The organism is Sodalinema gerasimenkoae IPPAS B-353 (assembly GCF_009846485.1).
Lineage (GTDB): Bacteria > Cyanobacteriota > Cyanobacteriia > Cyanobacteriales > Geitlerinemataceae > Sodalinema > Sodalinema gerasimenkoae.
Window position 1 is genome coordinate 4,137,671 of sequence record NZ_ML776472.1, and the last position, 12,649, is coordinate 4,150,319.

Sequence of the window (12,649 nt, forward strand, 5' to 3'; positions counted from 1 at the left end):
CCTGACCCAACCCGAATGACCCTCAAAGGACTGTATGAGTTGACCATTGCTCACCCGCCACAGTTTCACCGTGTTGTCCCTGGAAGCGGAGACCACCATCGTGCCATCGGGGCTGAAATTCGCACTGTTGACCCAATCCGAATGACCCTGAAAAGACCGGATGAGTTGACCATTGCTCACTCGCCACAGTTTCACCGTTCTATCGGAGGAAGCGGAGACCACCATCGTGCCATCGGGGCTGAAATTCGCACTGTTGACCCAACCCGAATGACTGACCCAACCCGAATGACCCTCAAAGGACTGGATGAGCTGACCATCGCTCACCTGCCACAGTTTCACCGTTTTGTCCCAGGAAGCCGAGACCACCAGAGTGCCATCAGAGCTGAAATTGGCACTCGTAACTAGACCAGAATGACCGTCTAAGAACCTTATGGGTTCATGAGTCTCTCCCGGCGACGTCCTCGACTCCTGAGCTTCGAGTTGCCGTAACTGGGCTTCCAGTTCGGCTTGTTTTGCCTCCGCCGCCGTCACTTGCGCCTGTGCTTGTTCCCACCGTCGTTGCGCCGCTGCCACTTGCACTTGACCTTGTTCCCACACCCGTTTCGCCGCCGCCACTCGCCGCCGTTCCTTCTCCAAAAACGCCTCGGGAATCTGACCCAGTACAGACGGGTAAGGGGTCAAGTCATAGCCACAGACAGAACAAGTCTCGGAGGAGTCAGGATTTTGGCTTCCGCAAACGGGACATTTCATTGGTGAGTTGGTGATGGGGGACGGAGTTCAAGCGGCGATTAAGGAGTTGCGGCTAGGGAGTAACAAACCCGACAACTGATGAGGTGACTGCTCTGAACTCCCGAAGTCAGTCAGTGCTGTGGCGGGTGTGGGTGGCCGCCGCCACGACTTGGCATCCTTATATAGTGTAGTTGTTTCCTGAACCCTTGTCTTAGGAGTGATGGTGAGGAGATAATCGCAGATTGACCTGGCGGTTGGAGTCTTCGCATTGATGAGTTAGGGGGCCAGCCAATCACAGACGCGATGGATGAGACGAGTCTAGGTGTTCACCAGCCACAGTTTCACCGTTTTGTCCCAGGACGCGGAGACCACCATCGTCCCATCGGGGCTGAAATTGACACTCGTGACCTTGTGGGAATGACCCTTAAAAGACCGGATGAGTTGACCATCGCTGACCCGCCACAGTTTCACTGTTCTGTCCTTAGACGCTGAGACGATCTGAGTGCCATCGGGGCTGAAATTGGCACTCATGACCTCATCGGAATGACCCTCAAAGGACTTGATGAGTTGACCATTGCCCACCGGCCACAGTTTCACCGTTTTGTCGTGGGAAGCCGAGACCACCATCGTGCCATCAGGGCTGAAATTGGCACTCCTGACCCAACTCGAATGACCCTTAAACGACCGGATGAGTTGACCATCGCTTACCTGCCACAGTTTTACCGTTCTATCAGAGGAACCGGAAACTACCTGAATGCCATCAGGACTAAAATTCGCACTCGCGACCGTATCTGCATGACCCTTAAACGACCGGATGAGTTGACCATCACTTACCTGCCACAGTTTTACCGTTCTATCGGAGGAAGCGGAGACCACCAGAGTCCCATCGGGGCTGAAATTGGCACTCCTGACCAGATTAGAATGACCCTTAAAAGACCGGATGAGTTGACCATCGCTCACCCGCCACAGATTCACCGTTTTGTCCCAGGAAGGGGAGACCACCATCGTGCCATCAGGGCTGAAATTGGTAGTCCTGACCTGATCCGAATGACCCTTAAAAGACCGGATGAGTTGACCATCGCTCACCCGCCACAGTTTCACCGTTCTGTCCTTAGAGGCTGAGACGATCTGAGTGCCATCGGGGCTGAAATTGGCACTCCAGACCTCATCGGAATGACTCTTAAAAGACCGGATGAGGATAGATTCATAACCCGTCAACCCCGACGATGTTCTCGACTCCTGAGCTTGGAGTTGCTGTAACTGGGCCTCCAGTTCCGCCTGTTTCGCTTCCACCGCCGCCACTCGCGCCTGTGCTTGTTCCCAAACTCGTTTCGCCGCCGCCACTCGCCGCTGTTCCTTCTGCAAAAACGCCTCGGGAATCTCACCCAGTACAGACGGGTAAGGGGTCAAGTCATAGCCACAGACGGAACAGGTCTCTGAGGAGTCAGGATTTTGGCTTCCGCAAAGGGTAAGGGGTCAAGTCATAGCCACAGACGGAACAGGTCTCTGAGGAGTCAGGATTTTGGCTTCCGCAAACGGGACATTTCATAGTCATAGCCACAGACGGAACAGGTCTCTGAGGAGTCAGGATTTTGGCTTCCGCAAACGGGACATTTCATAGGCGGGTCATCCATGGGGTGGGGACTTGAGCATAATTGTATCGTGAAGTGGGGATGCGGTTGCTTCCATGGCTCTCCCCATCCTCAACCCAGAACCCACCACCTCATCTGATGAGACACGGGGACGGGTGCGCGGGGGAGGTTTACCTGAGCCGCCACCGAGTCGAGCCGTCCTGAGATGGGTTTGTTGTTGGTTTTGACCGGGGTCTAGCCAATGGACAGATCTGAAGTACCCCGACTTAGTAAACAGGTTTGGTATTAGCTCTGTTCAGCGGCCACAGTTTGACGGTTCTGTCCCTGGAAGCTGAGACTACCTGAGTGCCATCGGGGCTGAAATTCGCACTCCTGACCCAATCTGAGTGATCCTCAAAGGACTGTATGAGTTGACCATTGTTCACCTGCCATAGTTTCACGGTTCCGTCGTCGGAAGCCGAGACCACCAGAGTGCCATTAGGGCTGAAATTCGCACTCGTGACCTGACCGGAATGACCCTCAAAGGATTTTAGGAGTTGACCATTGCTCACCTGCCATAGTTTGACAGTTCTGTCGGAGGAAGCGGAGACCACCCGAGTCCCATCAGGGCTGAAATTCGCACTGTTAACCCCATAAGAATGACCCTCAAAAGACTGTAGGAGTTGACCATCACTCACCTTCCACAGTTTTAACGTTCCGTCAATAGACGCTGAGACCACCCAAATGCCATCGGGGCTGAAATTGGCACTATTGACCCAATTAGAATGACCCTCAAAAGACTGTAGGAGTTGGCCATCACTCACTTGCCAAAGTTTCACCGTTCTGTCGAAGGAAGCGGAGACTACCCGAGTCCCATCGGGGCTGAAATTGGCACTCGTCACCCAACCGGAATGACCCTCAAAGGACTTGATGAGTTGACCATTGCTCACCTGCCACAGTTTCACCGTTCTGTCGTTAGAAACCGAGACCACCTGAGTGCCATCGAGGCTGAAATTGGCGCTGCGGACCCAATCCGAATGACCATCAAAGGACTTGATGAGTTGACCATTGCCCACGTGCCATAGTTTCACCGTTCTGTCCCGAGAGGCGGAGACCACCTGAGTGCCATCAGGGCTGAAATTGGCACTCCAGACCGAATCTGAATGGCCCTCAAACGACTTGAACGGTTTGTTCAAAGGCTGGGATAGTTTATTAGTCCCTCCTCTCGAATTCCTTGACTCCTGAACTTTGAGTTGCTGCAACTGAGGCTTAAGGTCCGCTTGTCCCCACCGCCGTTCCGCCGCCGCCACTTGTGCCTGAGCTTGTTCCCACCGCCGTTCCAACGCCGCCACTTGTGCCTGAGCTTGTTCCCACCGCCGTTCCACCGCTGCCACTCGCGCCTGAGACTTCTCCCAAACCCGTTTCGCCGCCGCCACTCGCCGCCGTTCCTTCTCCAAAAACGCCTCGGGAATCCCACCCAGTACATAGGGGTAAGGGGTCAAGTCATAGCCACAGACGGAACAGGTCTCTGAGGAGTCAGGATTTTGGCTTCCGCAAACGGGACATTTCATCGGTGAATTTTAGCCAGGGAGACAACATTCTAGGACGATTCTATCGTGATTTGAGGAACGCACCACCTCCAGCAACCCTGACGGGCGCGTTGCGGCCATTTTAATTGGGTCATCTCAGTATCACTTTGAACAGAAACACTTAGGAACTATCAGGATTTTCTAATGCTTGTTTAATCATGTCTTTTACCAAATCGGACAAGCTTTTATTCATGGTAATAGCTCGTTCTTTAAGATGCTCATAGGTCTCGATATCGTCTCCTTGCCACAGCAAATCAACTCGTCGAATGGGCTGCATTGCAATATGCTCGTATTCCTCAGGAAAAGCCCAGTAACAGGAAGAACAGATTGATGGGTCTTTTAAGTTTTTCCAATTATCACATTGTTCACAAGACCAAGATTTCGCTCGATTTGCCGAACCACAAAGAAGCATGAAATTATCGGCATCTAACTCCGGCTCTCCCCCCACTTCAAACGGAATACGATGGTCGATTTACAACTCTCGTTCCTCAATCTCCTCTAAATAAATAAAACATTGACAACCATATTGGTCGATTAAAGCGTCTTTGATTTGTTTAGATAATCCAGTTCGACCGGACGTTTTAGAAAACCTGACCTTAGTGATATCTCCAAATCGATAAGCGGCAATTTTGCGACCATCACGAGATGTAACTCGAAACGTCTCTAAGGGAATCCCAAGTTCCCGAACATCTCTGGCTGCTCTCGGAGGATGATTATATCCGTATCTCTCTTTTATTTCTTAAGTGGTAATAAATCCATATTCCAAAATATGGTCAATGACAACCTTAGGACGTTTTGCTGTCACAGATTGACAAAGTTTGAGAAAATAATCCGGGAGAGGCTTTCCATTTTCCATAGTATCACCAAAGTGTGAGTTGTCGTGGCTCCCGAGTTTCGCTGGGAATATCGATAGGATGCTGCTTGCATAAACTTGGGGAAAGGTAAAGTGACTCAATCGTCACCTCGTCTCGACCCAGGAGCGTTGCTTGAGACGATCGCCCCGCTGTCAGTGTGATATGCTGAAGTCCTAAACTCTTGGGTAAAGCTTGACCAAATCGCGTCTCTCCCCGCTGTCCGTCATAACTAAGGATAAAAGCAATTCCCCTCTGATTCAGTTCCTCAAGAGCCAAGACAAACTCATGAAACTCAATCCCCGATAAATAGCGAGAATCTCCCCGACCGCAAACTCCCTGATAGGGAGGGTCAAGATAAAGCAAATCTCCGGGAGACACCCCCTCTAACACCTCTCGATAATCCCAAGCTGTCAACTCACAGTGACCCCGCAAAAGTCGAGAGACTCCTTCAATATTTTTTCGCATCGTTTCCGGTCGAGTTCCCCGACGTCGCTTATCAGGACTCTGATTAAACTCCCCTTGAGAATTATAACGAACCGCACCCTTCACACACCGAGCTAATAAGTATAAAAACAGTTTTGGGTCTTGAGTTTCGTTGAATTGTCTTCTGACGCCAAAATAATGACTCATCGAATCAGACTCTTGTTGACTCCAAAGGTCTGCATAGCTATCCGCCAACTCCTGGGGATGGTAAATCACTAACTTTAGTAACTCAATTAAAGGCGAATTTAAATCATTGAGCCAAAATTGACCAGACCGGCGTTGCATCGCCGCCGCCACACTCATCGCCGCTGTCCCCGCAAAGGGTTCTACCAGTCGAGGAACAGAGGAAGGACAAAACCTTAAAATTCGCTGAGCGAGATTTCGTTTACTTCCTTGATACTGAACTAAATGAGGAACACTGACCATGCTTAAACTGCAATTCCTGCTACCCGTCATTCTCTAAGTTTAGGATACCCTAAATCTGGGGAATATCTGCAATTGTAAACTGCATCATCGCCTCACCATTCAAATTGTCCCGAACAATACGTTGTTTTAATCCTTTCACCATGGCTTCATACAGCTTGCGAACCTCGCGACCATTGCCAAAATTTTGACCCCGAGAGTGATACAGCCTCTGCAACTGTTCCCTCACCTGCTGCGCCACCTCTGGGGAATAATGACGACCATCACGCTGACAAAATCCTCGCCAAATTTGATAGAGTTCGTCTCCTTGATAATCCGGGAAATAAATCTGTTGAGAAAGGCGCGATTCTAACCCCGGATTTGCATTGAGAAATTCTGTCATTTCTTGGGAATATCCGGCAAAAATGACCACCAGGCGATCGCGATAATTCTCCAGCAAAGGAACCAAAGTGTCAATAGCCTCCTGTCCAAAATCCTGGCTATTCCCACCTCGGGATAAACTATAAGCTTCATCAATAAACAACACCCCATCTAACGCCTCATCCAGCACCTGCTTCGTTTTCTCCGCCGTATGTCCCACATACTGTCCCACCAAATCCTGACGAGTCACTTCCCGGAAATGTCCTTTCCGCAACAATCCCAACACCCGGTAAATTTTCCCCAGTAAACGAGCCACCGTCGTCTTCCCGGTTCCCGGATTTCCTAAAAACAATAAATGGCGACTTTCGACTTCAGCCAGATTCAATAATCCCGCTTCCTGTAACCGTTGATTAGCAATTTGGGTATCCACTAACTCACGAACCACCCCCTTCACCGACTCCAAACCTGTTAATCCCTCCAGTTCCCCCAAATAGGTCTGTAACTGGTCATCCTGGCGCTGTCCTTGGTTTGCTAACTGACCATACTGCGGTGGTAAATCTGCCAGTTGAAATGGCTCCTGAATGGGGTCAAGTTGCTGCTCGTCCACCCGCTGACTCCGCAACTCATCCATCTGGTTAAAGAGATTTTCCACAAAGCGACCATTGCCAAATTGCGGTCCCCGTTCCTCATAAACTCGCTGAAATAGATTCTTTAATCCCGCCTCTAACCCTGGGGAGAGGAGTCCCTGAACCCTCGCCAAACGCTGCTGTAAAATTGCCTTAAGTTCCTCGGGTCGATAATCCTCAAATATAACCTCTGTCGCAAAGCGACTCTCTAAACCAGGATTCGCCGCCAAAAACTCATCCATCTCCTGAGGATATCCCGCCACAATCACCGCCAACCGCTCTCGTTCGTCTTCCATTCGCTTCAGTAACGTTTCAATGGCTTGTTGTCCAAAATCAGTTTCGCCGCCTCGATTTAATTGATAGGCTTCATCAATAAATAACACGCCATCTAAGGCTTCATCCACTCGTTCATTGGTGCGAATTGAGGTCTGTCCCACATACCCCGCCACTAAATCTCGTCCTCCCACTTCCACCACTTGACCTCGCCGCAAAAGTCCTAAATCTCGATAAATTTCTCCCACTAATCGCGCTACGGTGGTTTTCCCGGTTCCGGGATTTCCTTTGAAGACTAAATGGAGTCGTTGTGGCTCTTGGCTTAGACCCTTTTGGCGGCGTTCTTGAGCCACCTTGAGCCTCTGAAGTTTGCGACGAATCGCCTGTTTCACTCCCTGAAGTCCCACCAGTTCCTCCAGACGCGCTTGAGCCGGTTTCAGGCTAATATCTCCCGAGAGCCATTGCTGCTGTTTGGCGACCTTCAGAGAGAGTTCTGGAGCGAGATTAAAGCGATCGTACCAGGTTTTTAGGGGTTGCTTTTCTGCGGCTAATGTGCTAATAAATGTTGGATAATCCTGCCAATTCACGGGTTTTTTCTGGACGAGGCGAAAGTAGTTCCAGAGATGGCTGAGTTCGTCCTCGGCGGGGGGACCCATTTGTATGAGGTTGAAGGTGCGATCGCCGCGACTTTCCATCCAATTCGCCAACAACGTAAAGCCAATGTGACGACAAAACTCCTGAAATTGAGATTGATTGTGATGGTGGGAGATAAACACACAGAGATTTTTATGGCTGGCGGGAAGTCGTCCCCACTTCACCATACGACCTAACAGTTCTCGCCGATTTTGGAATTGTTGTAAGTCTTCCACATCGGAGAAAATAATCGCCGTTTTCTGCTGACTATCCTCCATAAAATAATTGAGGTAGCTGATACATTGAATGTCCTGTAAACGACTCGGAGGGGTGCGGCTCGGAGCTGGAGAACGGCTGGCTGGAGAGCTTCGACGGAGCATCCGCCGACGTTTCCCCAGGGGAATTGATTTCGATTCGAGGTTCATCGTCTCCGATGAACGGCGTTCTGAGGCGAGGTTGGGGTTGCGGCTGAGTTCGAGGGAGGTGCGATCGAGAAAATAGAGTTTATCCACCCCCGAGTAGTAGATGATGCGGCTGAATCCTTGCTGTTGTAGGTACTGATGCAGGACTTGTTCAATATCTTGGAGGATGAGATCTGCGGAACAGAAGCTATCGCTGGTTTGATTCCCATACAGGATAATAAAGCGATCGCCATCTTGGAGATTCAGTTGTTGGGTGACGCGGTTAATCATGAATAGAGAGAAAAACGAGGAAGACCAAGGTAAGACACTTCAGTTACAGAAGACCAAGAATCATTATGAGTAACGTCCTTTTTTAGATTTGATAACTTGAATTACATCATCATGTCTTTTCCCTTCAATAATATCTTTCAGATGAATTTCGCCATTGATATATTGAATATGCAATCTCCAGCCTGATATCTTATCAATATCCGCTCGGTAGATGGCATATTTTTTGATATTACGAACTTTGTGAAGTCGAGTTTTAGGAAAATTTCGCTCCCGATGACAAGACGCATCTTCCAGCTCAGCTAGAGCTTCAAGAAACTGAAGCTTCAAGCCATCATTGGGAAGAATCTTTAAAGCCTCATGAATAATCCCATACTCATCATAAAGTTTCAACGTCTGTGACATTTTGACAAAGAGGCGTTAGATTGTGAGTTGAACGTCTTCGGATTCCTGACGCAAGGCTTGATACATAGATTCGACCAAACCTGGGAGATTTTGTTCTAGCTTATCGACGGGGAAAATACCCAACAAAGTAAAGATGACTTGACCAAAAATTGGGTCATCATCAATTGACAGAATGACGCGATTTTGGGGAGTAGCCTTGAGCAGATAGAGAGAAGACTCATAGCCTTGAACATGAGAGTCTAGTTTGAGTTCTAAGAGCTTAACTGAGGGACGAATACAGAGAAGACTCATAGCCTTGAACATGAGAGTCTAGTTTGAGTTCTAAGAGCTTAACTGAGGGACGAATACCCTCTGCTTCAACCCAAGCCACAGAATCGTTGATTGCTTTGATGACTTGCTCTTTGTCACGAGAATCGAGACTCTGCTTCAACCCAAGCCACAGAATCGTTGATTGCTTTGATGACTTGCTCTTTGTCACGAGAATCGAGTTTCTTTAAATCCTTCTCAAACCGCCGAGTCGATTCAATTAAAGTTTCCATTTTTTTTAAGTAAGATTGAGCTTGTTTTCAAAATTTGACAGCGATTTCAACATTCAACGACTCAGAAGCCGTAGAAATCGATGTTTAGGATTGGGATGATGACTGGGATGACGACTGGGGTTGTTCTGTCGCTCGCTGTTGAACCTGACGCAAGTCTTGATAACGAGAATCCGCCTCTTGCTCACACTCAAGTTCCCCAACCGCCTCAATTCCCGCCTCGTTGAGTAGATTAAAAATCGCCTCAGCATTTTGACGGGTGGCCTGTTCATCCACCAGAGTCGGACTAAAGGTATTAATCGAAACCGAGTTAGCGCCAAACTCAGCCTCAGGACGAATCACCGTCACCACCTCATCCCCAGAAATATTTTTCAGCTTGACCACAAAGGTATCACGGTTATCGTCCCCTTCATAGGTATCTTCAACGCGGTTATAGCCTAACTCCTCCAATGCATCCACCACATTCGCCGCGATTTCCGCTCGCATCTGTGACCCCAAAATCGAGAGTTTCGCCTGTTCCAAGAGTTCCGCCAACTGGGGTTCTTGGTCCAGAATCCGTTGACTTAACTCTTTCAGTTGTTCCGTCGTTAAGCTCGATTCTCCCTCAACCAATTGCTGATGAAGCTCTTGCAGATGCTGCTCATACTCGCTGAAACGGCCCTGAGTCCAATAGTCCACTTCAACGCTGAATTTATCGAGGTCTTCCCCCTCTCCCAGTTCTAATTCAACCTGACGATTCGCATCCACTTCACTGAGGAGGTTTTGCAAATCCGCAAAAGCCGCCTGATAGTAAAGTTGCCATTCTTGCTCTTTTTGCTCAAGTTCCAAGCGCAAATCTGCCAATTTCAGATAAGTCTGTTGTGCATTGGCGATCGCCGCCTCACTCACCCCCGCCTCGATATTTTGCTGAACCAGCTCCAGTTCTCCTTGCAGTTGTGCCAGTTTACCGGGTGCAAATCGCTCATGTTGATACTCTTGATCCATCTGTTGGCAAATGCTCTGAACATCCGCCAATAAATCTTGAGCGAGTTTTTGTTTTTGCTCCCGTTCCGCTTGCAGATTTTCCACAACATCATCAATTTGACGTTGCAAGATTTGTTGTCCTTTTTGCCGTGCTTGTCGCTCTTCTAAAATTAGTCCCGTAAACTTACGATCTTGTTCTTCAACTAAACTAAAATACTCCTGTCGTTGCTGATTTAAGAGAGACAAATACTCATGACGCTGTTGACTGAATCCCTGTTGCATCGCACCTTCGAGGCGGGACACCTCCGTTTGCAATCGCTGTTGCTGACGGTTCTCTGAGGCTTGCAGATTGCGTTGAAACTCCTGGCGTTGGCGTTTGAGCCGTTGCTGAGTGTCTCGTTCTAGGCTTTGGAGTCCCGTTCGCAGTCCGCTGATGGCCTGTTCCTGGCGTTGACTGCGCTGTTCGAGGGGAGCCAGTCGTTGCTGCATCTGTTGCTGACATTGCTGCTGGACAGCGTTGAGCCGTTCCGGGAGATCGTTGCGGAGCGATCGCAGTCGAGAATCAGACTCCCGCAACCGCCGTAGTTCCGTATCTTCAACCCGCGTATACCGCCGCTTTTCACCGCTCATAGGTTTTACCTTTTGTCAAGATGGGCCTATTATAAACAAAAGCTTGACCACAGAGTGAAGCCAGTCATTTAAATGTTTTACTCGTTGACGGGACAAAGGCTTTCCCTGAGAATGCCAGGTTCTTGGGTATCATAGACCTGTCACTGAGAGGAGATTATGAGGCAATGCTGGGAGTCACGAGTCTCCGTCAAATCAGGTTAGTTCCCGATAGTGCCATAGTGATGGCGGCCCCAACTTGGGCCGCCTATGAACATCTTGTACTGGATTTAGGGGACAATCGCCCCAGTCGGATTGCCTATGCTGGAGGAGAACTGGAGGTTCGGATGCCGGGTGTCTTGCATGAGTTGCTGAGTCGAGTCTTGGCGGCGATTGTTGCCACCTTGGCGGACGAATTGGGGTTAGAGTTCAATGATTTTGGTTCAGTACGCCTAGAAAATCCGACTTCCCAGAGTGCGGTTGAGCCAGATGGCTGTTTTTATCTACAAAATGCCCAACAGGGCCAGGGATTCGCCGTGGATATCTCAGCCATTGCCCCGGATTTAGTCATTGAGGTAGATATTGCCAGTCGTTCCCAGCGTCGGCTCCCCATTTATGCGGCGTTGGGGGTTCCTGAGATTTGGCTGTATCGTCAGGAACGGTTAGAGATTTTGCGACAGGTGGGGGGAGGCTATGAGCCTCAAGGACATAGTGTTGCCTTTCCTGGGGTGACTGTCGTGCAACTGAATCAGTGGTTAGCATTGCGTCAGACGGGGACAGATTTAACGGTGATTCGTGCTGTGCGACAGTTTTGCCGCGAGGTGGGTGACTAGGGAGGGGAATCGGGAGAGGGTTCCAGCCTGTTGAGAGACCGAGTTTCTTGAAGAAACCCGGTCTCTGGCATTCGACCCCAGTCGTCAGGGTGTCTGGGAGGGGGGGTGGCTGAGGGTCAGATAACCGGTGTCTGATGCTATTCGTTGGAAAAAAATAAAAAAAAGGCGCGTTGCGCCGGGGGAAAAGAGGGCAAAGAATAAAGCGCCTGAGGGCTTAAGGACTAAGAAAAGTCCATCGCCCGGGGGACACGCCCCGCGACCACAGGCACACACACGACCCGAAAACTCCTGCCGACGAAGACATCGCGCGAATTGTCGAAGCGAATGGCGCAACGACAGTACCTGGGATAGAAGTACCAGGACCCGCCGCGCAGCACTTTTCGCTTATTTTTAGAATCGTCATCAACCCAAGCACTCCCATCCTCTGGCGCACCCTCATAGTTAGGATGCCAGTCATCCTGACACCATTCCCAAACATTGCCGTGCATATCATGCAAACCAAAATTATTCGGGGGAAACTGCCCAACCTCTGTGGTTTCACCTCGGTACTCACCCTCAACACCACGACCATAAACTTCTGTGGCATGATAGTTCGCCAGCTCATCTGTCAAGGTTTCACCAAAATGAAATGGGGTTTGAGTTCCAGCTCGACAGGCATATTCCCACTCCGCTTCACTGGGGAGGCGGTAGCTGCGTGAGGTTTTAATAGAGAGTCGTTGGCAAAACTCCACTGCATCCTGCCAACTCACCTGCTCAACGGGACGGTTCTCGCCCTTAAACTCAGATGGGTCTGGCTTCAGTTCCCGTTCTACCTCTGGATAGCCTGCCACCAGGCGCCATTGGGCCTGGGTAATGGGATAGCGCCCCATAAAGAATGAGGGGACGGTGACGGAATGTTGGGGCTGTTCATCTTCATAGTTATCTAACTCATCCTTGGGTGACCCCATGAGGAAGGTTCCTCCAGGAATCTGCACCATGTCTAAGCCAACTTCGTCGCTGAGGGGTTCGCTGAAGTAGGTGGTGCGACGTTTTTCTCGATGGATGATGATACGGCGCTTGAGAGGGCTGTTCACGGT

14 protein-coding genes are annotated in these 12,649 nt (G+C 49.8%); 1 reads left to right on the forward strand and 13 read right to left on the reverse strand.

Annotated elements, in window-relative coordinates; all coding sequences use genetic code 11:
* The 12 genes from L855_RS17885 to L855_RS17935 all read right to left on the reverse strand — a co-directional run.
* On the reverse strand, window positions 1-750 hold a 750-nt coding region (locus L855_RS17885; protein WP_159790307.1), incomplete at its 3' end, for a zinc-ribbon domain-containing protein.
* 297 nt (window positions 751-1,047) lie between these two features.
* On the reverse strand, window positions 1,048-2,139 hold the full coding sequence (locus tag L855_RS17890) for a WD40 repeat domain-containing protein (RefSeq protein WP_159790309.1): 1,092 nt from the start codon (window positions 2,137-2,139) through the stop codon (window positions 1,048-1,050).
* A 34-nt stretch (window positions 2,140-2,173) separates the two neighbouring features.
* Entirely contained in the window at window positions 2,174-2,284 is a 111-nt protein-coding gene (locus tag L855_RS17895; RefSeq protein WP_159790311.1) for a zinc-ribbon domain-containing protein, read from the reverse strand.
* Window positions 2,244-2,363, reverse strand: coding sequence for a zinc-ribbon domain-containing protein (locus tag L855_RS22960; RefSeq protein WP_425500582.1), 120 nt, complete (start codon window positions 2,361-2,363; stop codon window positions 2,244-2,246). Before L855_RS22960 ends, L855_RS17895 begins: the two co-directional genes overlap by 41 nt.
* A gap of 224 nt (window positions 2,364-2,587) precedes the next feature.
* On the reverse strand, window positions 2,588-3,871 hold the full coding sequence (locus L855_RS17905; RefSeq protein WP_159790315.1) for a WD40 domain-containing protein: 1,284 nt from the start codon (window positions 3,869-3,871) through the stop codon (window positions 2,588-2,590).
* Between the two features lie 139 nt (window positions 3,872-4,010).
* A complete protein-coding gene (locus L855_RS21510; protein ID WP_219729945.1) occupies window positions 4,011-4,166 on the reverse strand; it encodes a hypothetical protein in 156 nt (51 codons plus the stop codon).
* A gap of 583 nt (window positions 4,167-4,749) precedes the next feature.
* Window positions 4,750-5,652 (reverse strand): Dam family site-specific DNA-(adenine-N6)-methyltransferase, encoded by a 903-nt coding sequence (locus L855_RS17915; protein WP_159790317.1) that lies wholly within the window; start codon window positions 5,650-5,652, stop codon window positions 4,750-4,752.
* Window positions 5,653-5,701: 49 nt separating this feature from the next.
* Window positions 5,702-8,233 (reverse strand): AAA family ATPase, encoded by a 2,532-nt coding sequence (locus L855_RS17920; protein ID WP_159790319.1) that lies wholly within the window; start codon window positions 8,231-8,233, stop codon window positions 5,702-5,704.
* Window positions 8,234-8,296: 63 nt separating this feature from the next.
* Window positions 8,297-8,635: a hypothetical protein gene (locus L855_RS17925; RefSeq protein WP_159790322.1), complete on the reverse strand. Its 339-nt coding sequence runs from the start codon at window positions 8,633-8,635 to the stop codon at window positions 8,297-8,299.
* Between the two features lie 15 nt (window positions 8,636-8,650).
* Entirely contained in the window at window positions 8,651-8,938 is a 288-nt protein-coding gene (locus L855_RS17930) for a hypothetical protein (RefSeq protein ID WP_219729946.1), read from the reverse strand.
* A 101-nt stretch (window positions 8,939-9,039) separates the two neighbouring features.
* Window positions 9,040-9,174, reverse strand: coding sequence for a type II toxin-antitoxin system RelE family toxin (locus L855_RS22315; protein ID WP_281349525.1), 135 nt, complete (start codon window positions 9,172-9,174; stop codon window positions 9,040-9,042).
* Window positions 9,175-9,258: 84 nt separating this feature from the next.
* Window positions 9,259-10,764, reverse strand: coding sequence for a coiled-coil domain-containing protein (locus L855_RS17935; protein ID WP_159790326.1), 1,506 nt, complete (start codon window positions 10,762-10,764; stop codon window positions 9,259-9,261).
* A gap of 164 nt (window positions 10,765-10,928) precedes the next feature.
* Between L855_RS17935 and L855_RS17940 the strand changes: the two genes are divergently transcribed.
* Window positions 10,929-11,573, forward strand: a complete 645-nt coding sequence (locus tag L855_RS17940) for a Uma2 family endonuclease (RefSeq protein WP_159790329.1) — start codon at window positions 10,929-10,931, stop codon at window positions 11,571-11,573.
* 221 nt (window positions 11,574-11,794) lie between these two features.
* Here L855_RS17940 and L855_RS17945 read toward each other — a convergent pair whose 3' ends face one another.
* A complete protein-coding gene (locus L855_RS17945) occupies window positions 11,795-12,646 on the reverse strand; it encodes a formylglycine-generating enzyme family protein (protein ID WP_246199022.1) in 852 nt (283 codons plus the stop codon).
* Window positions 12,647-12,649: the final 3 nt, after the last annotated feature.